The sequence below is a fragment of the Achromobacter pulmonis genome (assembly GCF_002885955.2).
GTDB classification, from domain to species: Bacteria; Pseudomonadota; Gammaproteobacteria; order Burkholderiales; family Burkholderiaceae_B; genus Achromobacter; species Achromobacter pulmonis_A.
Genome location: NZ_POQS01000003.1, coordinates 279,417 through 304,538, shown reverse-complemented (window position 1 = coordinate 304,538; position 25,122 = coordinate 279,417). Strand labels below are relative to the sequence as shown.

The window sequence follows — 25,122 nt, the reverse complement described above, 5'->3', positions numbered from 1 at the left end:
TTCAGCCCGATCCCGATTCCATGCGCTTCATCGACACCGAACAGACCCGCGGCGCCCTGTCCTTCGACGCCGTCATCCCCGCCTTGCGCGAGGCCTTCCGCGACGGCGCCACGGTGCCGCCGCGCCACGTCCACGCCATCGAGTCGGGCAACGCCCACGGCACCTCGCTCATCATGCCGGCCTGGAACGAACGCGGCTACTTCGGCGTGAAGATCATCAACATCTTCCCCGAAAACACCCACCAGGGCCTGCCGGGCCTGCACGCCACCTACAACCTGTACAGCGCCACCACCGGCGTGCCCATCGCCCAGGTCGACGGCGACGTCGTCACCGCCTACCGCACCGCGGGCGCGGCCGCGCTGGGCGCGGACTACCTGGCGCGCGCCGACGCGGGCGTGCTGCTGATCGTCGGGTCCGGGCGCATCGCCGCCCTGGTCGCGCAGGCCATGCGCGCCGTGCGGCCGATCCGCCGCATCCTGGTCTGGAACGTCCGGCCGGCCGGCGCCGAGCGCCTGGCGCGGGAGCTGCGCGAACAGGGCTACGACGCCCAGGCCACGGCCGACCTCGAAGGCGCCGCGCGCCAGGCCGACATCATCAGCTGCGCCACCCTGTCGACCCAGCCCCTGATCCGCGGCGCCTGGCTGCGCCCCGGCGTGCACCTGGACCTGATCGGCAGCTTCAAGCCCGAAATGCGCGAAACCGACGCCGCCTGCTTCGACGGCACGGCCGTCTACGTCGACACCGACGAGGCCCCCACCAAGTCCGGCGACCTGATCGAAGCCTTCGCCGCCGGCGCGCTCACGCGCCAGGACATCCGCGGCAACCTGCATCAGCTTGCCGCCGGCCAGGTCGCGGGCCGCCGCGACGACCGGGAAATCACCGTGTTCAAGGCCGTGGGCAGCGCGCTGGAAGACCTGACGCTGGCCACGCTGGTGTATGAGGCGACGCGCGAAGCGTGCTAGAGGAATGGATGGCGTGGGATGGGCAAAGCGCGAGGGCCTGGCCGCCGGCGCTACCTTAGCACCAGCGTAGCCCCGATCACCCGCAGCGTCGGCATCAGCTGGCGCCAGGCGTCCTTGGGGATGGCGGGCGGCCGCGCCAGGGAACTGGCGGCCGGGTCGTCCAGCAGGTCGCCTTTACAGGCGAACACGATGCTGTTGGTCATGTCGTCGTCCACCACTTCGAACATCGACGAGCCGAACGCCGCGCGCACGCGGTCCAGGTATTCGTGGTGGTCGGGGTGATTGACGTGGAAATTGATCACCAGGATGCCGTCGTCGCGCAGCGCGCGGCGGCAGTCGGCGTAGAACGCCGCCGAGCACAGGGCGGCGGGGATGCCGCCCACGCCGAAGCCGTCCAGGAAGATCACGTCGGCGTGCTGCTCCAGGCCCGCCAGGTGCGCGGCGGCGTCGGCCTGGATCACGCGCAGGCGGGCGTCGTCGGGCGGCACCATGAAAGCGTCGCGCAAGGCGATGACGTCGGGGTCGATCTCGACCACCTCGATCTCGGTGCGGGCCAGGTAGCGGTGGCAGAACTTGGGCAGCGACCCGCCGCCCAGGCCGACCATCAGGATGCGGCCGGGCTGCGGGTTGAACAGCACGAAACCCATCATCATCCGGGTGTACTCGAGGTCGAGCGCATCGGGATTGAGCAGGGACATGCTGCTCTGGATTTCCTTGTCCGTGAAATGCAGGGTCCGCGTGCTGCCGGAATCCCGGAAAAAAGGCCTGGGGCCGCCCGCCGGCGGGCCGGCGGGAATGCTGGAGTCAGACATGGGACGCTGCGCAATGCCGAAAAAGGGATAGACGATACCACCCCGGCCAGGCTTGCCCGCGTCCCGCGGGCCGGCGTCGAGCGCTAGACCAGCAGCACCGGGCACGGCGCGTCGGCGATGATGCGCCCGCACACCGAGCGCAGCACGGCGTCCAGCAGCTGGCCGCGGTGATGCGAACCCATCACGATGGCCTCGGCGCGGGACTTGACCGCATACTCGATGATTTTCTCCGCCGCATGGCCGGTCAGCTCGTGGCATTCGAAGGCCACCTTGCCCGCGGTCAGGATCTCGACGACGGACCGCATCGCCTTGCCGCTTTCCTCGTGGTGCCAGGCGTCGATTTCGGCCTTGCCGACGAAGGCCTGCACGTCGCCCGTCACGTCGGGCGCGCAGTGCACCACGTGCACGGTGAAATCCCGGTTGAGCAGGGAACTTCCGACCAGGTAGCGCGCTGCGGCATCGCTGTAGCTCGACCCATCGGTGGCGAGAATGATGGTGTTCATGGCGGATCTCCGGTTCTGGACGCATCGGCCTTGGAACGCGCGGCGTTTGCCGCAGTCCGTCCGGGCAGTATCGCGCTGGCGCCCACGGATGCCAACAGGATAAGGCCAACTGCCCCGAGCGACCACTGTACCGGCACGTGGAACCACGGCGCGGCCAGCATCTTGCCGCCGATCACGATCAGCACGGCGGCCAGGCCGTGCTTGAGGTAGCGGAAACGTTCCCGCATGTCGGCCAGCAGGAAATACATTGCCCGCAGGCCCATGATGGCGAAAATATTGGACGTAAAAACCAGGAAGGGATCGGTGGTGACGGCGAAGATGGCGGGAATGCTGTCGACGGCGAAGACCGCGTCGCTGGCCTCTATCATCAGCAGCACCACGAACATCGGCGTGGCGTGGCGCAGGCCGCCTATCCGTACGAAAAACGATTCGCCGTGATAGTCCGGCGTGATGCGCATGGACGAGCGCAGCAGGCGCACCAGCGGATTGCGCGCGATGTCGGGCTGGCGATCGGCGTGCGCCAGCATCCTGGCGCCGGTCACCACCAGCAGCGCGCCGAACAGGTAGAACATCCAGGAAAACTGCGCCAGCAGCCAGACCCCGGCCAGGATCATGGACACGCGCATCACGATGGCGCCCAGCACCCCGTACAGCAGCACGCGGCGCTGCAATTCGAGCGGCACCGCGAAGTACCCGAATATCAGCGAAAAAACGAACATATTGTCCACGGACAGGGACAGTTCGATCAGGTAGCCGGTGTAGAACTCCAGCGCCTTGCGGTTCGCGGTGGCGCGGTCCAGCGTGGCGTCCAGGAAGCCCCACAGCAGCGCGCCGAAGAGCGTCGCCAGCGCCACCCAGGCCAGCACCCAGCATAGCGCTTCGCGCGCCGAGACGCGATGCGCGCGCCTGCCGCCCAGCACGTACAGGTCCAGCGCCAGCACGACCAGCACGAAGCCGACGAAGCCGGCCCACATCGCCGGGGTGGCAAAGGTTTCGACCTGGTTCATGGAGGCCTCCCGCTGCGAGGCGTATGCACGAATCCAGTCTAGAGCGGCGCCAGCGGCCGAACAATTCGGCCCAAGCGAAGCGATGGTCAGGTTTTTTCGAATCCGCGCGGGCCAGGGGTAGAATTTTCGTATTGCACCTTCGCGGGAGACTGACCATGGCAGAGAGTTCCCCAGCGTCACCGCAAGTCCGGCCCCTGGAGATCGGCGACATCACCGTCATCGACAACACCAAGCTCAAAAAGGCCGTCACCGCCGCCGCCCTCGGCAACGCCATGGAGTGGTTCGACTTCGGCGTCTACGGCTTCGTGGCCTTCGCGCTGGGCAAGGTGTTCTTTCCCGAGGCCTCGCCCGCGGTGCAGACCATCGCCGCGCTGGGAACCTTCTCCGTGCCTTTCCTGGTGCGCCCGCTGGGCGGCGTGTTCTTCGGCGTCATGGGCGACCGCTACGGCCGCCAGAAGGTGCTGTCGCTGACCATCATCATCATGGCCATCAGCACGTTCTGCATCGGCCTGATCCCCTCCTACGCGTCCATCGGCCTGTGGGCGCCCATCCTGCTGCTGCTGTGCAAGCTGGCCCAGGGCTTCTCGGTGGGCGGCGAGTACACCGGCGCGGCCGTCTTCGTGGCCGAGTACGCGCCGGACCGCCGCCGCGGCTTTCTGGGCAGCTGGCTCGATTTCGGCTCCATCGCCGGCTTCGTGCTGGGCGCCGGCCTGGTCGTGCTGCTGCAGGCCACGCTGGGCGAACGGACCTTCCTGGAATGGGGCTGGCGCGCGCCGTTCTTCGTGGCCGGCCCGCTGGGCCTGCTGGGCCTGTATCTGCGCCATGCGGCCGAGGAAACGCCGGCCTTCACCCAGCAGCTGGAGCAGATGGAGCAGGAGGACCGCGACGCCGTGCAGGAACGGCCCACCGTGTCGTTTCGCGAGATCTTCTCCAAGTACCGCAAGGCGCTGCTGGTCTGCATCGGCGTGGTGCTGGTGACGAACATCACCTACTACATGCTGCTGACCTACATGCCCACCTATCTGTCCAGCAGCCTGGGCTATTCCGAAGAGCATGGCGTGCTGATCATCGTGGTGGTCATGATAGGCATGCTGTTCGTGCAGCCGGTGGTCGGCTTCTTCAGCGACAAGATCGGCCGCAAGCCGTTCCTGCGCGCCGGCAACATCGGCATACTGGTGATCGCGCTGCCGGCCTTCACGCTGGTGGGCAGCGACAACACCGGCCTGATTTTCCTGGGCCTGCTGTTCATCGCCGTGTTTCTCAACTGCATGACCGGGGTCATGGCCTCCACGCTGCCGGCGCTGTTTCCGACGCGCATCCGCTACAGCGCGCTGGCCAGCTCGTTCAACGTGGCCATCATCGCCGCCGGCCTCACGCCCACGGTGGCGGCCTGGCTGGTGGAGGAAAGCGGCAATCTGATGATGCCGGCCTATTACCTGATGGCCGCCTCGCTGATCGGCATCGTCACGTCCTTCTACCTGCCCGAGACCGCCAACCGCCCGCTGCGCGGCGACACGCCCAATGCGGCCAGCCGGCACGAGGCCCACGCCCTGCTGCAGCAGGCCCACGAGCACATCGAGCAAAGCGTGTTGGACATCGAAGCCGAGATCGCCGAGCTGGAAGAGAAGCTCGACGCGCTGCGGCAGCGCCGCCAGCGCCTGGCCGACCGCCATCCCGACCTGGAGTGAAACGCGCGCCAGCCGCTTCCTCTACAATCGGCGCAGTCCGCGGCGGGCTTCCTGCCCAGGCCGAAGGACGTACCGCTCTCTAAAAACAAGGATATGGCAGTAATGGCAACACAACACTCTCAGCCTGCGACGGGCGAGCTGATCAAGACTTTCCGCCACGGAAAATTCTTCGTTTATTTCCTGGTGGTGCTGGGCATCGTGTGCCTTGCATTGGCCGGCTTCGTCGTCTACCTGAGCACCATCGCTCCGCAGAAGAATCCCCCGCTTTTCTTCGGCACCGCCGGTTTCCTGGCCTTCTGCGGCGTGTGCGGACTGGCCGCCAGCGTGTGGCAGAAGAAGCTGCGCCAGCCGAGCTACGAGGTCTATGAAAACGGCGTCGCGCAGATCGTCGGCTCGCAGAGGCAGTACACCCCGTTTACCGAAATCGAAGACCTGTACCTGTTCAGCTCCGGCCAGACCGTGATGAGCGGCATGGCCACCAACCTGGCCTATCGCCGCAACGCGGGCGAACCCTTCAAGTGGATCAGCCAGCACCTGTCGGGCTACATGGACTTCCAGCAGCTGTTCCGCGAACTCTACCTGCGCGAGCGCCAGCCCGTCGTGCTGGAGACGCTGGCCCGCGGCGGCGCCGTCACCTTCAACTACATCAGCACCGGACAGGTGTGGCGCAAGCGCGTGAGCGGCAAGTTCCTGAACATCACCACGCAGCCCATCGTCATGACGCGCGATGCGCTGGAAGTGCAGGGCCGGAAGGTGCCGCTGTCCAGCCTGCGCAACGTCGACCTCAACGCCTGGAGCGAGAAGGTCGTCATCAAGGACGCGGCCGGCAATACGGTGCTGTCGACCATCGGCCTGGGCATTCTCGGCCTGGACCTGTTCCTCAATACGCTGAGCCTGCTGCTCGAACAGCACCAGGACGCCGCGGCGCGACAGTCCGCCTGAAGCAATGGCAAGGTAATAGCAAAGGGGCCGCGGGCCCCTTTTTTTTCGCCGCCGGCAGGACGGTCAGGCGAGGTACGTGCGGTTGATGTCCTTGATGGTCGCGGTGCCGGCAAGCTTCATGCTCAGCTCCAGCTCGTACTTCAAGGTGTTCAGCACCGAGGTCACGCCCGCCGCGCCGCCCATGGCCAGGCCGTAGAGCACGGGCCGGCCGACCGCCACGGCGCTGGCGCCCATGGCGAGCGCCTTGAACACGTGCACGCCGCGCCTGACGCCGCCGTCCAGGTACACCGGCACCTTGTGCCCGACTGCGTCCACCACGCCGGGCAGCGTGGTGAAGGCGCCCGGCACCGCGTCCAGCTGGCGCCCTCCGTGATTGGACACCTGGATCGCCGCGGCCCCGGCGCTGACGGCCTCCTTGGCGTTGGCGGGGGACTGGATTCCCTTGACCACCACCGGCAGGCCCGACTCCTTGACGATGAACTCCAGGTCGGCGAAATCCAGGTCGCGCTTGAAGATGGTGAACAGCTCGGCCAGGGTCGCGCCCTTGGGCGCGTTCGGCACGTTGGGAAACGGCAGCGTGGCGGGAAACTTGAAGCCGGTGCGGCGATCCGACTCGCGGTTGCCCGACCATTCCAGGTCGACGGTGAAGACGATGGCGGTCGCGCCCATGGCCTTGGCGCGCGCGATCAGCTCGCGGTTCACGCCCATGTCCTTGGTGAAGTACAGCTGGAACCACTTCGGCCCCTTGCTGACCCTGGCCATCTCCGCCAGCGGCACGTTGGCCAGCGTCTGGGCGGTGAAGAGCGCGCCGGCGTCGGCCGCCCCCTTCGCCGTGCCGAGCTCGGCCGTCGCATGGGCCAGGCCGTGCGCGGCCATCGGCGGCACGAAAATGGGAATGTCGACCGGCGAGCCCAGCAGCGTGGTGCGCGTGTCGGGCTGCTTCACGCCGGCCAGATAACGCGGCATGATGGCGTGGTCGTCGAACGAGCGCACGTTCTCGCGCAGCGTCCATTCATCGCCCGAACCGCTGCTGATGTAGCTGAACTGCGGCACCGGGATGATCTTGCGGGCCTCTTCCTCTAGGTCGTAGAGATTGATGATGTCCAGCTTCTTTTCCGCGCTGCCGGCCTTGTAGGCGCCGGCTGCGCCCCCGGCCGGCGCGGCGGCGGCGGCGGCCGGGACGGCCGACGCCGCCAGCAGGCCGCCCGCCATCATGCTCAGGCTGCCGATCATCATTTCACGTCTGGTGGTTTGCATTTTTTTGCTTCCTCGAAAACCGCGGACCGCGAGCGCAGCCCGCGCCGGGCCTCAGCGCGCCGCGTCGGCGACGGCCTCGATGGTGATGCGCAGCTGGACCTCGTCGCTGACGGCCGGCGCGAACGCGTCCACGCCGAAATCGCTGCGCTTGAGGGTCGTGGTGGCGTCGAAGCCGATGGCGGGGCGCTCCAGCATCGGATGCACGCCCTGCTTGTTCTGGCGCGCCTGCAGCACCACGGGCTTCTCGACGCCCTTCACGCGCAGCACGCCCTTGATCTGCAGCCTGCCGTCGCCCTGGTCGGTCACCGAGGTGCTCTTGAACTGGATGTCGGGATACTTGGCGGCCTCGAAGAATTCGGCGCTCTGGAACATCTCGTCCAGCTTGGCCACATGCGACGTGAACTGCGGCACCGGCACGCGCAGGTCGACCGAGGAATTCGACGGCCGGGCCGCGTCGTAGCGGACCACGCCGGTGATGCCGCCGGCATGGGCGGTGGGCTTGGAAAAGCCCAGGTGGTCCCAGGTCACCACGACCTCGGTGTGGGTCGGGTCGATCTGGTAGTCGACCGGGGCGGCCTGGGCGGTCAGGCTGCCCAGCGCCACGACGGCGGCGGCAAGATAGGCGGCGTAGGTTTTCTTCATGCGGTTCTCTCTGTGCTTGGCGGCCCGCGGCGGGCCCTCGGTTCGTCATGGGGCGGGCAGCAATCAGCCCACTCTTGAAACATGCGACAAGCATAAGAAATGCATCAATAACGCGCTAGCCGTTAAAAAATGATCTCACTGTTCTATTTTCGATAACAAAACAACGGACCCGGCCGCGCCGGGCCCGTCGCCCGGCGCTACGACTGCGCCGATGCGGCCAGCAGAATGCGCGCTACGTCGGCCGGCGCGTCCAGCATCAGGTCATGGCCGTGCGGCAGGTCGGTCAGATGCCAGCCCTGCTGCGCGCGCAGCTTGGCGGCCTGCTTGCGGAACGACTCGGAGTCGTACTTGGCCGCGCGCACGAAATGCCGCGTGGGCACGCGCAGGATGGCGTCGGTGGCCGGCAGGGTGTCGATGAAGGTCTGGTAGGGCTGGGGCGTGCACTTGGCGTCCACCCAGGCCTGGTCCGCTTCGTTGACCATGAAGAGCCGCGACGGCGTCGGCGCGATCTGTCTGTCCGCCCCGACCAGCCCGGCGATGCGTTCGCGCACGGCGGCGCCCGACAGGTCCAGCAGGGAGACGCCCGGCTCCGCGACGAAGGCGTCCAGGTACACCAGCGCCTTGATGCGCGGCTGCAGTTCCTGCGTGACGCCGCTGATCACCATGCCGCCATACGAGTGGCCGCAAAGCACGACTTGGTCCAGGTCGTCCCAGCGGATCAGGTTGGCCACGTCGTCGATGTGGGTGCGCAGGTTCAGCGCCGGGCTGAACAGGTGCGAACGATCGGCCAGGCCAGTCAGCGTGGGCGCGTACACGCGGTGTCCCTGCGCCTGCAGCAGCGCGGCCACGCGCTGCCAGCACCAGCCGCCATGCCAGGCGCCATGGACCAGCACGAACGTGGCCGGCTTGGCCGCGCCCGCCGCGGCGGTTTGCGTCTGCGCCTGGCTGCCGGCGGCGACGGTCGCGAGCGTCGCCGCGCCCACGCTGTGCATCCAGCTTCTACGATTCATGGCCACGGCTCCCGGCAGCGTTTGAACTACGACTATGCATGATGTGTCTCCCTGTCGTTGGATGGGGCCTGTCGGCCCTCTTGCAAAAGCGGCACGAGTTTCCCGGAATCGGGCGCGCCCCAGGGCTACAATGTCCGGCTACCGGACGATTTGAGTCGATGAATCCCACAGATGACTGACAGGCCGCCATTCCCGGACGAGGGCAACCGCTCCTTGCAGCGCGGCCTGCGCGTGCTGGAATACATATGGCGCAACGCTCGCGACGGCGTGCGCGTCGCGCAGATCATGCGGGCCTGCGCGCTGGAGCGGGCCACCGTCTACCGGCTGCTGGGCACGCTGCTGGCCGCAGGCTACGCGGCCCGGCGCGGCCGCTACCTGTATGTGCCCGGGCCTTCCATCCGGCGCATGCTCGACGACGCGCCCGTCCATGACCTCGCCCTGCGGCTGGACCCGCTATTGCGGCGGATCAGCGATATCTCCGGCGACACCGCGTTCGCCGTCGTGCGCGAAGGCACGCAGTCCCGCTGCATCGCGCGGCGCATCGGCAGTTTTCCAATCCAGGTGCTGGCGGTCGAGGTCGGCCGGCGCCAGCCGCTGGGCGTGGGCGCGGCCGGCCTGGCCCTGCTGGCCTCGCTGCCGCGCGACGAGGCGGCGGCGATCATCGCCTCGAACGCGGCCGCGCTGGGCGGCTATGGCGGCATGTCGCCCAAGCGCCTGGCCATGCTGCTGGAAGCCACGCGCCAGCGCGGCTGGTCGGTGGTGGGCAATCACGTCGCCACCGACACCCTGGCCGTCGGCGTGGCCATCGCCGCCGCCGACCGCGACGTGCTGGCCGCGATCAGCGTGGCCGCGCCCCTGAGCCGCATGGGCGCCGAACGCCAGCTGTTCCTGGTCAGGACGATGCATGAGGCGCTGGCTCAGCTGCTGCCTGAAGGGGTCTAGCGGCAGCCGCCGCGCTGAACACCGCCAACAGCGGCGCCGCCGCCAGCACCGCGAACAGCCACCACGCCGCGCCCGAGGTTCCCGCGATTCCGCCGGGCGAGTTCAAGCCGCCCAGGTTGGCCAGCATGCCGGCCAGCGCCGAGCCCAGCGCGGTGGCGAAAAGCTGCACCGTGGTGATCGACGTGGCGGCGGCGTCCTGGTCGTCGGCGGGTGAGACCTGCAGTATCCGCGTCAGCAGGTGCGGCCATCCCAGGCCGATGCCGAAACCCACCAGCGCCAGGCCCAGGCCGATCCACCCCAGCACCCGCCAATCGCCCTGCGCGTGCAGCGGCAGGCTCAGCGCCAGCGCCACCATGCCTGCCAGCACCAATACCGGGCCGGCGACGATGGCGCGGCGGATGGCGCTGCCCTGCCAGCCCGAACTCCAGATTTCCGACACGGTCCAGCCCGCGGCCATCAGCGCGGCGAGGTAGCCGGACACCAGCGGCGTCTGCGCATGCAGGGTCTGCAGGAAGTACGGCACGAAGGTTTCGCTGGTCATGCCCACCACCAGCAGGCCGATGGTCAGGTACAAGGCCAGCAGCGGCGAGTCCAGGCGCAGCGCGCCCCTGGGCAGCAGCAGCGTCTTGCTGGTGAATTCCCTGCGCACCAGCAGCGCGACCAGCGCCGCCGCCAGCGCCAGGCCGGCGAAGTTCCAGCGCGCGTCCGGCGAGGCGCTGCCGACGCTGACAGCCAGCACCGCCGCAGTCAGCAACAGCAACTGCGCCAGCGGCAGCCTGCCGGCGCGGGCCGCGGCGTCGCGGTTGCGCGCCGGCATCACGCGCCAGACCAGCAGGAGGTACAGCACCGTGGCCGGCGCCAGCATGCCGAACGCCGCCCGCCAGGCGTCCATTTCCGCGAACACGCCGCCCACCGCGGGCCCCAGCAGCGTGGCCACGCCCCACATGCCCGAGATCAGCGCCATCGCCCTGGGCCACAGCCGCGGCTCGAACACCGCGTAGATCATGGCGTAGCAGAGCGCGAACAGGAACCCGCCTCCCAGCCCTTGCAGCGTGCGGCCGAACAGCATCAAAGGCATGCTGGGCGCCAGCGCGCAGACCAGGCTGCCCGCGACGAAGCACAGCGCGGCGATCGCATAGGCGCCGCGCGAACCGGCCGCGGCCAGCAGCTTGGCCGTCAGCGCCGAGCCGAGGATCGAGGCCACCACGAACAGCGTCGTGTTCCACGCGTACAGGTCCAGGCCGCCGATTTCACGCACCACCGACGGCAGCACGGTGGTGGCGATGTAGATGTTGATGGCATGCAGCGCGACGCCGCCCGACAGGGCGACGGAGCGCGCCAGATTCCTGCCGGAGAGCACATCCCCCCAGCTTCCCGCTTGCTCAGGCATGGCGCCCTCCCCAGGCAATGATTAATAAAACAAGAATTGTCTTGTTATATTAAAAAGGGGACGTTTGGATGTCAACGATTCGCGTTCACGCAGGCCCCGTGCGCTCGGCCAGGAAGCGGCCCGGCGGCTTGCCCACCGCCTTCTTGAACATCGTCACGAAAGCGCTGGCGCTGTCATAGCCCAGCTCATAGGCCACGGCCTGCACCGACAGCCCCGAGGTCAGGCGCTGCAGTCCCGCGATCACATGCCATTGATGGCGCCAGCGCCCCACGCTCATGCCGGTCTGCTGGCGGAACAGCCGGCTCATGTTGCGTTCGCTCATGCCGATGCGCGCCGCCCATTGCGGCAGCGTGGCGGCGTCGGCGGGATCGGCCAGTATGGCGTCGGCCAGCTTCACCAGCCGCGCATCCGAGGGCCGCGGCAAATGCAGCTGCTCCAGCGGCGCGGCTACCAGTTCGTCCAGCAGCACGGCCATGATGCGCCCTTCTGGGCCTTCCGGCAGGTACAGCCGCGGCAGCGCGCAGGCCCGGTCTATCAGGGCCTGCAGCAGCACCGACACCGCGAGGCTGCAGCACGTCTGCGGCAGGCCCGCGACGGCGTCGGGTTCGACGAACAACGCATAGCCGCGGACTTTTCCCGACGGCGTGGCGCGATGGATCATGCCGCCCGGAATCCATACCGCGCAGCCGGGCGGCACCATCCAGACCCCGCGCTCGGTCTGGCACGTGATGACGCCGGAAACGGTGTAGAGCAGCTGCGCCTTGCGATGGCTGTGCGAGGGGTACTCGCCGCCTTCGGTGACCAGCGAGATGCTGGCCGCGACCACGGGCCGGTCGATCCGGTGCGGCTCGGCGTAGGAATGGGGAAGTTCTTGCGGTTGCATGGGGCGCGGACAGGTGGCGATAGCGGCCACGATACGGCAGCGGCCCGATGGCGTCATCACTATCGATGGCCAGTTTGTTTATCGATCCAGCCATGCCGACATGGCCGGATTGATAAATACATTGGCCATTTCGTGGAATGACGCCAGCCTAAAAGAGAATGAGAATACTTGCATTCTCCCAACCCCAAGGCGGCCCGCCTGCGCGATCGGCCGCCGCGCTACGTCCGCCCCATGATCCGTTTTTCCCGCACCCGGACGCCCGCCGTCTTCCTCGGCCTGGTACTGACAGGCTGCTCCGTCGGGCCGGCCTTCCAGCCCCCGCCCGATCCCGCCGCCGCCGCGACCCTGCAGCCGCGCGACGCCGGCTCGCTTGCCGCCGCCCTGCGGCGCGAACCGGTGCCGGCCGCCTGGTGGGACCTGCTCGACGATCCCATCCTGTCCAGCCTGCAGCGCCGCGCCGCGCAGGCCAACCTGGATCTGCAGGCCGCCGCGGCGCGCGTGGCCCAGAGCCGGGCCAAGCTCGGCATCGCGGGCGCGGCGCAATTGCCGCGGCTCGGCGTCGGCGGCTCGTATGCGCGGCAGGCCGACAGCGAGAACGGCAAGATGGTGGCGCTGGGCGCGCCGTCAGCGCCCTACGATTACTGGCAGGCCGGCTTCGACGCCTCGTGGGAAATCGACCTGTGGGGACATGCGCGCAAGCTGCGCGAACAGGCCGGCGCCGAGCGCGCCGCCGCCTGGTACGACCAGGAAGCCGTGCGCGTGGCCATGGCCGCCGAGATCGCGCGCAATTACCTGCAGCTGCGCGGCATCCAGGCGCAGATCGATATCGCACGGCAGAACGAGAAGATCGCCGAGCACGCGCTGCGCCTGGCCGAAAGCCGCGCGCGCAACGGCGTGGCGACGCAGTTCGACACCGCCGCGGCCAGCGCCCAGCTGGCCACGGTGCGCGCGCTGCAGCCCGAGCTGGCCGAGCAGCGCGACGCGCACATGAACGCGCTGGCCTTGCTGCTGGGGCTGGCGCCGCGCGAGCTCGACGCCGAACTCGGACCGGCCCGCAAGCTGCCCGATCCGCCGCAGGCGGTGCCGGTGGGCCTGCCGTCGGAACTGGCGCGCCGCCGCCCCGACATCCAGCGCGCCCAGGCGCGCCTGCAGGCGGCCACGGCCGCGGTCGGCGTGGCCACGGCGGACTTCTACCCGCGCCTGACGCTGGGCGGCGGCCTGGGCCTCGAATCCTTCCACGGCAGCGACCTGGGCAACTGGGCTTCGCGCCAGTTCACCGTCGGGCCGACGCTGTACCTGCCCATTTTCGAGGGCGGCAGGCTGCGCAGCACCCTGGCGCTCACCGAGGCGCGCCAGCAGGAAGCCGCCATCGACTTCCAGCGCACGGTGCTGCGCGCCTGGCACGAGGTCGACGACGCGCTCAACGCCTGGGCCGCGCAACAGCGCCGCCACGTCGAACTGCGGCACGCCTACGAACACAATCTGCGCGCCCTGCGCGCGTCCGAGGCCGCCTACAAACAGGGCGCGGCGGACTATCTGCCGGTGCTGGTCGGACAGCGCAACCTGCTCGACAGCCAGCTGGCGCTGACCCATAGCGCGACCCGTTCCACCTTGACGGTGGTGGCCCTGTACAAGGCGCTGGGCGGCGGCTGGGACGCGGCCGCGCAAGACGGCGGGGAGGTCCGGTGAGCGCGCACGCAGCGGCCGCCCCGGCCGCCCCCGAACGCCGCGCGCGCCCGCTGGTCGCGCTGACCGGCATCTTCCTGGCCGCGATGACGGCCGGCCTGAACAACCGCGTCGGCGCGCTGGCCCTGGCCGACATCCGCGGCGCGCTGGGCCAGGGGCTGGACGACGCCTCCTGGCTCCACACGGTCTATGCGGCGGGCGAGCTGGTCGCCATGCCGTTCGCCTCGTGGTTCGCCATCACGCTGTCGCTGCGCCGCTTCCACCTGGGCATGGTGGGCCTGTGCGCGCTGATCGCGCTGGTGCTGCCGTTCGTCCACAGCCTGCCGCTGCTGCTGGCGCTGCGCGGGCTGCAGGGCCTGGCCGGCGGCGCGCTGGTCCCCGTGCTGATGATGGCCGCGCTGAAGTTCCTGCCCGCGCCGATCCGGCTGCACGGGCTTGCGCTTTACGCCATGACCGCCACCTTCGCGCCCAATGTCTCGACCTGGCTCACCGGCCTGTGGACCGACAGCCTGACGGACCTGCGCCTGGTCTACTGGCAGGCGATCCCGCTGCTGCTGCTGGCCGGCGCGCTGGTGGGCTGGGGCCTGCCGGACGCCCCGTCGCAGGCCGAGCGCTTCAAGCGCGCCAACTGGCCCGGCATGGCCATGGGCGTGATCGGGCTGATCCTGGTCACGGTGGCGCTGGACCAGGGCGTGCGGCTGGACTGGTTCGAGTCGCGCCTGATCACGGCGGCGCTGGCCGTGGGCCTGGTCTTCACCGCGGCCTATCTGGTGAGCGAATGGCGCCACCCCGAACCCTTCGTCAAGCTGCAGCTGCTGGGCCGGCGCAACCTGGGCCTGGGATTCACGGTGTTCGTGTGCCTGCTGATCGTGATGCTGTCCGGCTCGTCGGTGCCGTCCGCCTATCTCGGCCGCGTCTGGGGCTACCGGGCGCTGCAAAGCGCGCCCATCGGCCTGATCATCGGCCTGCCGCAATTGCTGCTCGGCCCCTGCGTGGCCGCGCTGCTGTACCGCAAGTGGGTCGACGCGCGCGTCGTGTTCGCGCTGGGACTGGCGCTGATCGCCGCGGCCTGCCTGCTCGGATCGCGCCTGACGGCGGACTGGGTCTGGCAGCAGTTCATCGTGGTGCAGACGCTGCAGGCGCTGGGCCAGCCCATGGCGGTGGTATCCCTGCTGTTCCTGGCCACCAGCGTGGTGCAGCCGCCCGAAGGCCCCTACGTGTCGGGCACCATCAATGCGCTGCGGGTGTTCGGCACCCTGGCCGGCAGCGCGGCCATCGGCCAGCTCACGGTGGTGCGCGAGCGCTTCCACGCGGACATCCTGCTCGACAGCCCGGGCCTGCTGCATGGCGGCTGGACGCAGCTGATCGAGCCGGCCCGCATCGCCTCCGCATTGCACGAGCAGGCCTTCGTGCTGGCCACGTCCGACGCCTATCTGGCGCTGGGCCTGCTGGCCGTTCTGATGATTCCCCTGGTGCTGCGCCTGCAATACATCCCGGCGCCGCAACCCGCTACTACTTCTCATGGATGAACCTATGCCTCAGCTCAAGACCGGCAAGACCGCCGTCGGCGCCCTGCTCGCCGTCACCGTCGTCGCCGCGCTTTTCTACATCAACCGTCCGGAAAGCGCGTCGGACCTGCAATCGACCGACTACGCCTATGTGCGCGCCGACTTCACCCAGGTCGCGCCGCAGGTTTCGGGCCGCGTCGCCGAAGTGCTGGTCGAAGACAACCAGCGCGTGGAGCCGGGACAGCTGCTGGCGGTGATCGATGACCGCGACTTCGCCATCGCGCTGGAACATGCCCGCGCCAGGGTCTCCAGCGCGCAGGCCGTGATCGACAGCCTGGACGCCCAGATCGCCCGCCAGGAAAACGAGATCGAGCGGGCGCAGGCCACCGTCACGGCCGACAGCGCATCCCTGCGCCTGGCCCGGGCCGATCTGGCGCGCTACCGTAATCTGGCGGCGGACGGCGCCGGCACCGTGCAGGCGCTGCAGCGCGCGCAGGCCCAGGCCACCATCCACGGCGCCAATCTGGAAAAGGACCGGGCCGCCCATCAGGCCGCGCTGCGCCAGCTCGACATCCTGCGCGCCGAACTGCGCAAGGCGCGGGCCGCGCTGGCGCAGACGAAGGCCGAACAGGCCGCCGCGGAACTGAATCTCTCGTATACGCGCATCACCGCCCCGATCGCGGGCACCGTGGGCCAGCGCGCGCTGCGCGTGGGGGCCTTCATCGCCACGGGCAAGCCCGTGGCCGCGATCGTGCCGCTGGACGCGGTCTACATCGAAGCCAATTACCGCGAAACCCAGCTCGCGCGCGTGCGCCCCGGCCAGCCGGTGAAGATCCGCGTGGACGCGTTGCCCGGCGTCACGCTGCGCGGCACCGTCGACAGCCTCGCGCCGGCCAGCAACGCCAGCTATGCCCCGCTGGGCCCGCAGAACGCCACCGGCAACTTCACCAAGATCGTGCAGCGCCTGACCGCCCGCATACGCCTGGACGCGGACCAGCCGCAGGCCGCGCGCCTGCGCGTGGGCATGTCGGTCGAACCCGAGATAGACGTGTCCGCCGAGCCGGCCGCCGGCCGCAAGGTCGCCGCGCGCGGCGCTACCTCGTATTCCGACTGATTCGAAGCCCCTGCGGGCCGGATATCGGCGTATCTGTGGCGTGTTCCAAGTACTGGAACCGAAACTTTCACCAAATCATGTGAGGACAATTTTCAGCGTTTTCCCCGCAATCGCCGTAGGCCCCAAGGCCCGCCCATACACAATGTCGGATTTGAAGCGATTTTCTAATAGCGCCTGGTTATTTGCCTGACTAGGCTGGCCCTGAAGCTGCCAAAAAAGGAAAGAAGAAATGCACAGGGCCAGTGAACGGGAACACGACAAGCAGGCGCTCATCATCGGCTGGATTCTGGACGGTCCCAGACCCGTCTTCACCGATGTGATCAGCGAAGTCCGCAGGTGGATGGACGATGGGCTCGAGGTCTATGAAGTGACCCGGGTCCACGGCAGCAGTGGCAAGCACCTCAGCCCTTTGGAGGCCCGCAGTCCGCGCCGCGCGCGGGCCGGCCTGTGACGGGCGGGGCGCCGTACAGGAGGAAAAACAATGAGAACCGGAGTCATCAGTCTCAACGGTTACCGTCTCGAGTACAAGCTGTGCGAAGTCTCGTTGCGGCCGGGCTGGAACGTGTGGGTGCGCACCTCGCCCCACAACAGCTGGACGCAGATCGGCACGGGCGATCGCGTGTTCGCCAATGAACATGCCGCCATGAGCGGCGTGAAGCACACGGCCGAGGAACTCAACGCGCGGCGCCTGAAAATATAGCGGCGCGGGGCCTGCCCCGCGCCGCGTCTGCCGCCGGCCTCAGCGGCCGCGCACCTTCACCGCCTGGTCGATGGCGCCGAACAGCGATTGCCTGCCGTCCAGCGCCTCGATGCGGACCCGGTCCCCGTGCCGCAGGTAGGGGCGCAGGTCTTGTTCCGGCGCGCCGTCCAGGATCTGGCGCACGCGGGCCTCGGTGATGCAGGCGCTGCCGGCGGCCGGGTCCTCGTTGCTGATGGTGCCCAGGCCGATGATGCTGCCCGCGCCCAGCGCCCGCGTGCGGGCCAGGTGCGCGATGACCTGCGAGAAGTTGAAGATGGTCTCCACGTTCGAATGGGGCTGGCCGAAAGCCACGCCGTTGATCGAGATGTGGACGCGGAAGTTGGGCATGCTGTCTTTCCACAGCGCGCCCAGCGCCGCCGGCGTGAGCGCGATGGGCGCGAAGCTGGTGGCGGGCTTGCTCTGGTAGAAGCCGAAACCCTTGGACAGTTCGTCGGGAATCAGGCCGCGCAGGGACACGTCGTTGAGCAGCACCACCAGCGCGATGCATTGCTCGGCCTGCTCGACGCTGACGCCCATGGGCACGTCCTTGGTGATGACGGCGACCTCGGCTTCGAGGTCGATCTGGTGCGCCTCGTCGACGGCCTCGATGTCGTCCTGGGCGCCCAGCATGACGTCGGAGCCGCCCTGGTAGACCAGCGGCTCGGTTTCATAGCGCGGCGGAATGGGCTCCTTGCGCCATTGATAGATCAGGCGCGCGTGGTTGCGGTAGACGGACGCGTCGGCCCACTGGTAGGCGCGCGGCAGCGGCGCCATGCAGGCGGCCGCCTCGAAGGCCGGCGCGCCGGCCCAGCCGGCCGCGTCCAGCGCCTCGCTTTGCGCGAGCAGCCGCGGCGCGAGCGCGTCGAAATCATCCAGCAGCGCTTGCAGCGTCGGAGCGGCCTGCGCGGCCGTCCAGCGCTGGCCGGCCGCGTCGACCAGCATCAGCTGGCCGTCGCGGGCGCCGTTCTTGCGCGTCGCCAGACGCAAAGGCAGGTTGGGCAGCGTCATTGCATTCCTTTGCCGGCGGTCCGGCCGGATTGGGTGTCGGTCCATGCGCGCAGCGTCTGGTGGGCGGTCTTGGCGAAGCCGGCGACGACCTCGGCCGGCGCCACCTCCACCGTCAGCTCCAGGCGGAAGCCGTTGGGATCGAAGAAGTAGACGGATTCGATGTAGCCGTCGTGGTCGGTCACGCCCAGCACCTCGATGCCGTGCGCTTCCAGCCTGGCCTTCATCGCCACCAGGTCCTCCATGCTGTCGACGCGCAGCGCCATGTGGTTGACCCAGGACGGCGTGTTGGGCGAAGGCAGCGCGGCGGTGTCGTCGCCCAGGTCGAAGAAGGCGATGTGCGAGCCGTCGGCCATGCGGAAGAAGATGTGGACGTACGGGCAATAGTCGCCCGTGCTGGGCACGTGGTCCTTCTTGATGACGTGCACCAGCGGCAGGCCCAGGATGTCTTCGTAGAAGTGGCGGGTTTCCTCGGCGTTCTTGCAGCGCCAGGCGAAGTGGTGCAGACCGTGTACGGGACGGGGCGAGTTCATGTCGTACTCCTTTCTGGATCAGTCCAGAACGATGTTGGCCTGGCGGATGACCGCCCCCCATTTGAGGGACTCCGCGCGGGCCAGGGCCTTGAATTTTTCGGGCGTGCTGGGCAGCGGCTCGAAGCCGAAATCGCTGAAGCGCTGCAGCACGTTCGGATCGGCCAGCGCCGCGTTGAGCTGCCGGTTCACCAGCGCGACGACCTCGGCCGGCATGCCGGCCGGACCCAGCACGCCTTGCAGGGCGAAGACCTCGACGTCGCTGACGCCCTGCTCCGCCAGCGTAGGCACGTCCGGCACGGCGGCCGAACGCTGCGCGGTGCCGATGGCCAGCGCGCGCACCCGTCCGGACTTGATGTAGGAAATGCCGGACGCGAGATCCAGGAACATGACGGGCACGTGGTTGCCCAGCAGGCTCTGTATGGCGGGCGCGGCGCCGGCGAAGGCCACGTGCGTCAGGTCCGTACCGGTGCGGCTCTTGAACAGTTCCATGGCCAGGTGATGCGGCGAGCCGTTGCTGACCGAGGCGAAGTCGACCTTGCCCGGGTTGGCGCGCACGTAGGCCAGGAATTCGGCCAGGCTGCGCGCCGGGAAGTCGGGATGGACCACCAGCAGCAGCGGAAAGCGGCCAATGGCGCCGACGTACGTGAAGTCGTTCTCGGGGCTGAACGCAAGCTTCTTGAACAGGTGCTCGTTGAAGAACAGCAGCGCGTTGTCGGCCGACATGATGGTGTAGCCGTCCGGCTTGGACCGCGCCACCAGGTCGGCGCCGATATTGGTCGAGGCGCCCGGCCGGTTGTCGATCATGAGCTGCTGGCCCAGCTTGGGCCGCATGCTTTCGGCCAGCGCGCGCGCCAGGTTGTCGGTGCCGCCGCCGGCCGGATAAGGCACCACCCACTTGATGAGGCGGTCCGGATAGGCGCTCTGGGCGGCGGCGCAGGCCGGCCCCGCCAGGGCGCTGGCGACGAGCAGCTTGAGTACGTGACGACGATTCATGGATGGTTCTCCCCCGGTGTTTTTCTTGGACTCAGCCTGCCGACAGCGACGGCTGCGGCAGGTCTTTCAAGGCGGCGTCGATGGCGGCCTTGCAGGCCGCCTCGTCGCCCAGCCGCTCGAACAGCAGCAGGGCCAGCCTGGACAGGAACAGCGACTCGCGCTCCCGGCCGGCCTGGCCGATCGCGTTGCTGCAATAGGTATAGACGCGGTCCTGCGCTGCGGCGTCGAACATCACGACGGACTCCTCTGGATTTGGCATGCTTGGGCAAGGGCGGCCTGCACCCTGGCGGCGTCGGCGCGCCGCCAGCGCGCACAGACATGGCCGTCGGGCCGGACGAGATAGGCGGTTCCTTCGGTTGCGCCATAGGCGCGCGCGGCGGGGCTGGAGACCGGCGCCGCCACCGCGCGACAGGGCACGGCGCCGGCGTCCCGCGCCAGCGCCATCGGCTCGGACCCGAAGCACAGCAGCGTGAACGCGTCGCCGGCCAGCAGATCCGTGACGAAAACCCCGTCTCGCACCGGCGCGTCATCCAGCGGCGCGCCGGGCGGCGGACCGGCCTCGAACGCATCGCTCGCGGCCGACAACGCCGAGGACTGGTAGTGGATGGCGTGCGTCTGGCGCGGATTGATCAGCCGCGCGATGCCCGGATGCGCGCCTGCCAGCGACAGCGCGGCCTCGCGCATCAGCTCGAAGCCGCGGTGCGGCGGCGACATGAATTCGGTGCTGCGCATGGCGCTGGCCGCGTTGACGTGAAACGCCTCGATGCGCTCCTGGCTATAGCTGTCCAGCAGCGCGTCGCCGGCCTGCCCGCGGATGCGCGCGGCCAGTTTCCAGGCCAGGTTGTCGGCGTCGTCGAAGCCGGAATTCAGGCCGCGCACGCCGAAGATCGGCATGGCGTGGGCCGAGTTGCCGGCGAACAGGATGCTGCCGTGGCGGTAGCTGTCCAGCGTCATGGCGCCGGCGCGGTAGATCGAGGTCCAGACCGGCGTCCACGGCAGGTGGCCTTCGCCGATCGCGTCCAGGTGGTTCTGCACGAACGCCCGGATCTGCGCGGGCTCCATCACCTGGGCCGCGTCCTGCCCGGCGGCCAGCTGGTAATCGACGCGCCAGATGTCGTCCGGCTGGCGGTGCATCAGTATCGTGGTGCCCCGCGCCCAGGGCGGATCGAACCAGGCCCGGCGCTCGGTGGGCGACTTGCTGGGCAGTTCGATGTCGACGATGGCGTAGCGCCCCTGGTATCCCACGCCTTTGAGTTCCAGGCCCAGGCTGTTGCGCACGAAGCTCTGGCCGCCGTCGCAGGCCACCAGCCAGTCCGCCCGGGCGTCGTAGTCGCCCAGGGGGTTGCTGACGGTCACGGCCACCCCGTCCGCCTCCTGCCGCACCGCGGTGATCCTGCTCTGCCAGCGGAAGTCGATGGTGCCCGGCCGCTTCCGGTTCACCGCGGCGATCTCGTCCAGCAGGTACTGCTCGATGTAGTACTGCTGCAGGTTGATCATGGGCGGGAACTTGTCCGCCTCGCCCGTGGGCATATCGAAGCGGAAGACCTCCCGGTCGCCATAGAAGCTGCGCCCGCGGGTCCAGGCCAGGCCCTTCTCCATGAAGCGCGCGACCACGCCCAGCCGGTCGAGGATCTCCAGGCTGCGCCGGGAGATACAGGCGGCGCGGCTGCCCTCGCAGACGGAATCGTCGGCCTCGATCACCACGCTGCCCACGCCCCGGCGGGCCAGCCCGAGGGCGACGGCCATGCCCACCGGGCCGCCGCCCGCGATCAGCACCGGGTGCCGGCCGGGCTCCTCGCGCCCGGCCAGGCCGGCAGGCATCCGCGGCGCATAGCGTTGATACGTGAAAGGTCCGATATGTGTAAGCGGCACGATTGGCAAGCCCTGGTTTTTCGTACATTGATGTCGAACAATTATCTGGCTTGCCGCCGCTTAAAATGTCATACAAAAATACGACGTACTAGCCCGAGCATGAAAGTCACCCGCCTGTCCTCGAACGCCGCTTCGGCCAGTCCGCAGCTCGCCCTGCGCCTGATCGAAGCCATCGGCTCGCACGCATTCGCCACGCAGGTGCTGGAATCCCTGGAAGACTTCGTGCCGGCCAGCCACTGCACCATCTTCGGGCTCAAGAGCAACGGCCGCATGGAGGCGCTGTCCAGCGCCAGCGCCATCGGCCAGATCGCCACCATCACGGCGGTGGACTACATGCAGATGGGCTTCGACCAGCTCGACTCGAACACGCTGTGGCTGTCCAAGCGCAAGCCGGGCCGCGAACGCCAGTTCTGGATGGGGCACCAGTTCGCCAGCGACGTGACCCACGCGCGCTACCGCCAGCTTTGCTACGACGTGCCCGGCATCCGCGAGCGCCTGTCGCTGCTGTCGGTCTTTCCCGACGGCTACCGGATCTCGCTCAGCCTGTACCGCAACCATTCATATCCCGACTACAGCGTGGCCGACATGCACTGGCTGTCGCTGCAGGCGCCGATCCTGGCGGCCGCGGTGCTGCGGCACGTGACGCTGTTTCCGCAATCGCTCACGCCCCGCGCCTCGGAACAGGAACTCATTTCCACGCTGTCGTATCGCGAGCGCCAGATGGTCGCCCACATCCTGGACGGCCTGACGACCAAAGAGGCGGCCGCGCGCATCGGCATCGCGCAGACCACGGCGGCCACGTACCGCTACCGGGCTTTCCGGCACCTGGGCGTGGGCACGCTGGGCGAGCTGTTTGCGCTGATGCGCAGCCCGCCTGCGCGCCGCAAGCACTACCGATAGCGGCTATGGCGCCGCCGGCGGCGCGTGCCGGTTCACGTAATCGAGCAGTGCGTCCGGCATCGCCTGCACGGGATCGCGCGGCGGCGCGTCGCTTCGCAAGTCGACGTAAAGCGCGATCGCGGCCAGCAGCGCCGCACGCACGGACTCGCGCTCATGCGCGGCGACGGTGACCGCCAGCCGCGCGCTGGCCGGCGGCGGCAGCCTCTCGATCTTCCTGACGCCGCGCTGCGGCCCGCCGGCCCGGCGGTGCAGCATGGGCCCCAGCACCTGGTCGCGCAGCAGGCCCAGGATGCCGATGGCTTCGAACAATTCGCCGCGCGCCAGCTTGGCGGCGCCGTAATGCAGCCAGATCCATGCTCTGCGTTCGAACCATTCGGGCGTGGCGGCCGGCCATGCGATCGCCGCCGCCTCCAGCCGCGCCTCGATCCACTGGCGGTCGCGCGCGAACAGCACGGCCGGCCGCTCCACCCGCCGCTGCAGCTCCGCCGCGGTCACGAACTTCAGGTCCACGTGCAGCAGTTCCGGGCCATACAGGCAGATCAGCAGCCTGGGCTCGCCCACGTGCTCGCCGGTAAACGCGGACAGCAGCCCGCCGATGCGCTCGGCGAACGCCAGGCGCGAGGCCATGACGTCGTCATAGCTGGCGTCGTCGCAGACGATGACGAAGTCCAGGTCCGAATACGGGTCCAGGCCGCCGTGGATATACGAGCCTCCGATCAGCAGCGCGATCATGCGCGGGTCCGCCGCCACCGCCGCGCGGACTTTTTCCAGGAACCCGCCGTGCAGGGCGGGAAGCGTGTCTGCCATGATGAATCCTCCGAACCGGCAGGCCAGATTACCGAATCCGCCGTCCCGCGGGCAAGCGTCCCCGATAGCCGCGCTGCCCGGCATACCCGTGCGGCAATACTATTGCGGTTTATATCCGTCAATTTCATACTTCCAGCCCGGGCCTGTACTTCCACGGAGGTGCTGCGGTGTATGACGACATCCGAAAGCAAGGGGCGCGGGCCGCCCGCGAGGGGCTGACCCTCTGGGACTGCCCCTACTTCCGGGCGGATGCGATGCCCGGACACACGGGCGAATCTCCCGAAAAATGGCGGGCCAAGGTCGAAGCCTGGGAGGCCGGATGGAGAGCCGAGGTCGGCATCCGCCGGCCGCCGCCGGCGCGCAGCCGGCCGGCCAGGCGGCGCGGCGCCTAGCCCCTTTCGCCGCAGCGAGCGCGCGTCCCGCCGGATGCGGGCACGCCGCTTGCTGCGCGGCATCGACACAGGTGTAGGAGAACCGCCCCATGATCGAGCACGACAGCGGCGCCGGCCGTCCCTACCTGAGGTTCTGGGTCAACATGGCGCTGGGTTTGGTCGTCATGTATTTCGTGATGTTTTCGATGATCGACGGCAGCCGCGACTTCCGCAACAACCTGAACATGTTCTACATGGCCGTGACCATGTGGGCGCCCATGGGCATCTTCATGCTGGCGACCATGCCCGGCATGTTTCCGCGCAAGACGCTGAACCTCGTGCTGGGCTGCCTGTTCTTCGTGCTGACGGCCGTGTCGTTCGCCGCCACGCGCCGCCAGGCCGCGATCGACGACCGGCAGTTCATCGCCTCGATGGTCCCGCACCATTCGGGCGCCATCCTCATGTGCCGGCAGGCGTCGCTGACCGACGCCGAACTGATCGAGCTGTGCAGGAACATCGCCGCCGGGCAGCGGCGCGAGATCGAGCAGATGAACGCCATCGCGGCGCGCCTGGAAGCGGCGCGCTGAACGCCGCGCCTACATCGTGAAGACGATGCGCTCGGCCGACGGCCGCGTCCAGGCCGCCTCCGCCTCGCTCAGGGGCACGGCCTCGGCGTCCACCTTGAACCCGGCCGGCCCGGCGGCCTGCAACAGTTTTCCGACCACCTGCACGATGCGCCGGTTCGCCACGCTGCCCAGTCCGCTGCCCATCAGCTCTAGACCGGAACTGCGCAGCGCGCCCGGGTTCAGCGCGATGGTGGCCCCCGCCAGCATGCCGATATTGACGAAGCGCAGGCGCGGCGCGGCCTCGCCGTGGCCGTGGTTGACCACCGCGTCGAGTATGCAGGCCGCGGGCGGTCCCCACAGATAGTCCAGCACCACGTCGATGCCGCCGTCCTGGATCTCGCCGCGCAAGGCCGCGGTGAGCGCGTCGGCCGGCTGGTCCAGGCGGATGAAGCCGTCCGCGCCCAATGCGCGCAACTCGTCTTCCACCGCCGGATTGCGCGCGGTGGCGACGATGCGCGAAGCGCCCAGATGCCTGGCCACCTGGATCGCCAGCCGTCCGGACGCGCCGGCCGCGCCATTGATCAGCACCCGCTCGCCGGCCTGGAATTGCGCGCGCTCCTGCAGCGCGGCCCACGACGACATGCCGGGCAGCGCCAGGGCGGCGGCGGTGACGTCGTCGATTCCGTCGGGCACCTCCACGCAGTAATCGGCGTTCACGGCCACCGTTTCGGCCATCGCGCCGATGGGCGCGCGCGGAAACGCGAAATACACGCGCCTGCCGTCTTCCAGCAGGCCCACGCCGTCGGCGCCGGGCACCACAGGCAGGTTCTTGCCGCTGCTGTAGTGCGTGCCGTTGGCCTGGGCGCGCACCAGCTGGCTGAGCGCGGCGGCCCGGACCCGCAGCAGCACTTCGCCCGCGGCGGGCTGCGGCGCATCCATGCTGCCGTAGCGTGGCGGACGGTCAAAAGCGTGAACGATTGCGGCTTTCAT

Annotated in this window: 27 protein-coding genes; 12 read left to right on the top strand and 15 right to left on the bottom strand. The window is 68.8% G+C overall.

The window, feature by feature from the left end:
* Positions 1-20: 20 nt before the first annotated feature.
* Positions 21-962 (top strand): ornithine cyclodeaminase family protein, encoded by a 942-nt coding sequence (locus C1I89_RS12680; RefSeq protein WP_102773142.1) that lies wholly within the window; start codon positions 21-23, stop codon positions 960-962.
* A gap of 50 nt (positions 963-1,012) precedes the next feature.
* On the opposite strand, the gene C1I89_RS12675 is transcribed toward C1I89_RS12680, so the two are convergent.
* The 3 genes from C1I89_RS12675 to C1I89_RS12665 all read right to left on the bottom strand — a co-directional run bounded on the left by C1I89_RS12675 (position 1,013) and on the right by C1I89_RS12665 (position 3,284).
* Positions 1,013-1,774, bottom strand: coding sequence for a fused MFS/spermidine synthase (locus C1I89_RS12675; protein ID WP_102773141.1), 762 nt, complete (start codon positions 1,772-1,774; stop codon positions 1,013-1,015).
* Between the two features lie 83 nt (positions 1,775-1,857).
* Positions 1,858-2,277: a universal stress protein gene (locus C1I89_RS12670; RefSeq protein ID WP_102773140.1), complete on the bottom strand. Its 420-nt coding sequence runs from the start codon at positions 2,275-2,277 to the stop codon at positions 1,858-1,860.
* Positions 2,274-3,284: a TerC family protein gene (locus tag C1I89_RS12665; protein WP_102773139.1), complete on the bottom strand. Its 1,011-nt coding sequence runs from the start codon at positions 3,282-3,284 to the stop codon at positions 2,274-2,276. Before C1I89_RS12665 ends, C1I89_RS12670 begins: the two co-directional genes overlap by 4 nt.
* 155 nt (positions 3,285-3,439) lie before the next feature.
* Between C1I89_RS12665 and proP the strand changes: the two genes are divergently transcribed.
* Positions 3,440-4,972 (top strand): glycine betaine/L-proline transporter ProP, encoded by a 1,533-nt coding sequence (proP, locus tag C1I89_RS12660; protein WP_102773138.1) that lies wholly within the window; start codon positions 3,440-3,442, stop codon positions 4,970-4,972.
* 102 nt (positions 4,973-5,074) lie between these two features.
* Positions 5,075-5,914 (top strand): hypothetical protein, encoded by an 840-nt coding sequence (locus tag C1I89_RS12655; RefSeq protein ID WP_102773137.1) that lies wholly within the window; start codon positions 5,075-5,077, stop codon positions 5,912-5,914.
* Positions 5,915-5,977: 63 nt separating this feature from the next.
* Here C1I89_RS12655 and C1I89_RS12650 read toward each other — a convergent pair whose 3' ends face one another.
* The 3 genes from C1I89_RS12650 to C1I89_RS12640 all read right to left on the bottom strand — a co-directional run bounded on the left by C1I89_RS12650 (position 5,978) and on the right by C1I89_RS12640 (position 8,823).
* Positions 5,978-7,171: a lactate oxidase gene (locus C1I89_RS12650; protein ID WP_102773136.1), complete on the bottom strand. Its 1,194-nt coding sequence runs from the start codon at positions 7,169-7,171 to the stop codon at positions 5,978-5,980.
* A gap of 51 nt (positions 7,172-7,222) precedes the next feature.
* Positions 7,223-7,813 carry a YceI family protein gene (locus C1I89_RS12645; protein WP_102773135.1) on the bottom strand — a complete coding sequence of 197 codons (591 nt, stop codon included), beginning with the start codon at positions 7,811-7,813 and terminating at the stop codon, positions 7,223-7,225.
* A gap of 197 nt (positions 7,814-8,010) precedes the next feature.
* The gene (locus C1I89_RS12640; protein WP_102773134.1) at positions 8,011-8,823 is read right to left on the bottom strand and encodes an alpha/beta fold hydrolase; all 813 of its coding nucleotides are present in this window, start codon (positions 8,821-8,823) and stop codon (positions 8,011-8,013) included.
* Between the two features lie 171 nt (positions 8,824-8,994).
* On the opposite strand from C1I89_RS12640, the gene C1I89_RS12635 reads away from it, so the two are divergent.
* Positions 8,995-9,765 carry an IclR family transcriptional regulator gene (locus tag C1I89_RS12635; RefSeq protein WP_102773133.1) on the top strand — a complete coding sequence of 257 codons (771 nt, stop codon included), beginning with the start codon at positions 8,995-8,997 and terminating at the stop codon, positions 9,763-9,765.
* Here C1I89_RS12635 and C1I89_RS12630 read toward each other — a convergent pair.
* Positions 9,716-11,155, bottom strand: a complete 1,440-nt coding sequence (locus tag C1I89_RS12630) for an MFS transporter (protein WP_102773132.1) — start codon at positions 11,153-11,155, stop codon at positions 9,716-9,718. The two genes, C1I89_RS12635 and C1I89_RS12630, sit on opposite strands and share 50 nt — an antisense overlap.
* Before the next feature lie 85 nt (positions 11,156-11,240).
* Positions 11,241-12,038 carry an AraC family transcriptional regulator gene (locus tag C1I89_RS12625; protein WP_102773520.1) on the bottom strand — a complete coding sequence of 266 codons (798 nt, stop codon included), beginning with the start codon at positions 12,036-12,038 and terminating at the stop codon, positions 11,241-11,243.
* A 168-nt stretch (positions 12,039-12,206) separates the two neighbouring features.
* Here C1I89_RS12625 and C1I89_RS12620 point away from each other — a divergent pair, with 168 nt between their 5' ends.
* The 5 genes from C1I89_RS12620 (at position 12,207) to C1I89_RS12600 (ending at position 17,046) form a co-directional block, all read left to right on the top strand.
* The gene (locus C1I89_RS12620; RefSeq protein ID WP_308810272.1) at positions 12,207-13,727 is read left to right on the top strand and encodes an efflux transporter outer membrane subunit; all 1,521 of its coding nucleotides are present in this window, start codon (positions 12,207-12,209) and stop codon (positions 13,725-13,727) included.
* Entirely contained in the window at positions 13,724-15,253 is a 1,530-nt protein-coding gene (locus tag C1I89_RS12615) for an MFS transporter (RefSeq protein WP_308810271.1), read from the top strand. The genes C1I89_RS12620 and C1I89_RS12615 overlap by 4 nt, the downstream gene beginning before the upstream one ends.
* A gap of 4 nt (positions 15,254-15,257) precedes the next feature.
* The gene (locus C1I89_RS12610) at positions 15,258-16,346 is read left to right on the top strand and encodes an HlyD family secretion protein (RefSeq protein WP_102773131.1); all 1,089 of its coding nucleotides are present in this window, start codon (positions 15,258-15,260) and stop codon (positions 16,344-16,346) included.
* A gap of 229 nt (positions 16,347-16,575) precedes the next feature.
* Entirely contained in the window at positions 16,576-16,797 is a 222-nt protein-coding gene (locus C1I89_RS12605; RefSeq protein WP_102773130.1) for a hypothetical protein, read from the top strand.
* Between the two features lie 30 nt (positions 16,798-16,827).
* Positions 16,828-17,046 carry a hypothetical protein gene (locus C1I89_RS12600; RefSeq protein ID WP_102773129.1) on the top strand — a complete coding sequence of 73 codons (219 nt, stop codon included), beginning with the start codon at positions 16,828-16,830 and terminating at the stop codon, positions 17,044-17,046.
* 39 nt (positions 17,047-17,085) lie between these two features.
* Here C1I89_RS12600 and C1I89_RS12595 read toward each other — a convergent pair whose 3' ends face one another.
* The 5 genes from C1I89_RS12595 to C1I89_RS12575 are packed head-to-tail and all read right to left on the bottom strand — an operon-like array spanning position 17,086 to position 21,437.
* The gene (locus C1I89_RS12595; protein ID WP_219929588.1) at positions 17,086-18,072 is read right to left on the bottom strand and encodes a fumarylacetoacetate hydrolase family protein; all 987 of its coding nucleotides are present in this window, start codon (positions 18,070-18,072) and stop codon (positions 17,086-17,088) included.
* A 17-nt stretch (positions 18,073-18,089) separates the two neighbouring features.
* Positions 18,090-18,623 carry a VOC family protein gene (locus tag C1I89_RS12590; RefSeq protein WP_102773127.1) on the bottom strand — a complete coding sequence of 178 codons (534 nt, stop codon included), beginning with the start codon at positions 18,621-18,623 and terminating at the stop codon, positions 18,090-18,092.
* An 18-nt stretch (positions 18,624-18,641) separates the two neighbouring features.
* The gene (locus C1I89_RS12585; RefSeq protein ID WP_102773126.1) at positions 18,642-19,616 is read right to left on the bottom strand and encodes a Bug family tripartite tricarboxylate transporter substrate binding protein; all 975 of its coding nucleotides are present in this window, start codon (positions 19,614-19,616) and stop codon (positions 18,642-18,644) included.
* 31 nt (positions 19,617-19,647) lie between these two features.
* Entirely contained in the window at positions 19,648-19,848 is a 201-nt protein-coding gene (locus C1I89_RS12580) for a hypothetical protein (RefSeq protein ID WP_102773125.1), read from the bottom strand.
* Entirely contained in the window at positions 19,848-21,437 is a 1,590-nt protein-coding gene (locus tag C1I89_RS12575; protein WP_102773124.1) for an FAD-dependent monooxygenase, read from the bottom strand. Before C1I89_RS12575 ends, C1I89_RS12580 begins: the two co-directional genes overlap by 1 nt.
* A 150-nt stretch (positions 21,438-21,587) precedes the next feature.
* Between C1I89_RS12575 and C1I89_RS12570 the strand changes: the two genes are divergently transcribed.
* Entirely contained in the window at positions 21,588-22,388 is an 801-nt protein-coding gene (locus tag C1I89_RS12570) for a LuxR C-terminal-related transcriptional regulator (protein WP_102773123.1), read from the top strand.
* Between the two features lie 3 nt (positions 22,389-22,391).
* Here C1I89_RS12570 and C1I89_RS12565 read toward each other — a convergent pair whose 3' ends face one another.
* Positions 22,392-23,195, bottom strand: a complete 804-nt coding sequence (locus C1I89_RS12565; RefSeq protein ID WP_102773122.1) for a nucleotidyltransferase domain-containing protein — start codon at positions 23,193-23,195, stop codon at positions 22,392-22,394.
* 167 nt (positions 23,196-23,362) lie between these two features.
* On the opposite strand from C1I89_RS12565, the gene C1I89_RS35585 reads away from it, so the two are divergent.
* Entirely contained in the window at positions 23,363-23,587 is a 225-nt protein-coding gene (locus C1I89_RS35585) for a CrpP-related protein (RefSeq protein WP_102773121.1), read from the top strand.
* Positions 23,588-23,676: 89 nt separating this feature from the next.
* Entirely contained in the window at positions 23,677-24,153 is a 477-nt protein-coding gene (locus C1I89_RS12555; RefSeq protein WP_102773120.1) for a DUF305 domain-containing protein, read from the top strand.
* A gap of 9 nt (positions 24,154-24,162) precedes the next feature.
* On the opposite strand, the gene C1I89_RS12550 is transcribed toward C1I89_RS12555, so the two are convergent.
* A complete protein-coding gene (locus tag C1I89_RS12550; RefSeq protein WP_102773119.1) occupies positions 24,163-25,122 on the bottom strand; it encodes a quinone oxidoreductase family protein in 960 nt (319 codons plus the stop codon).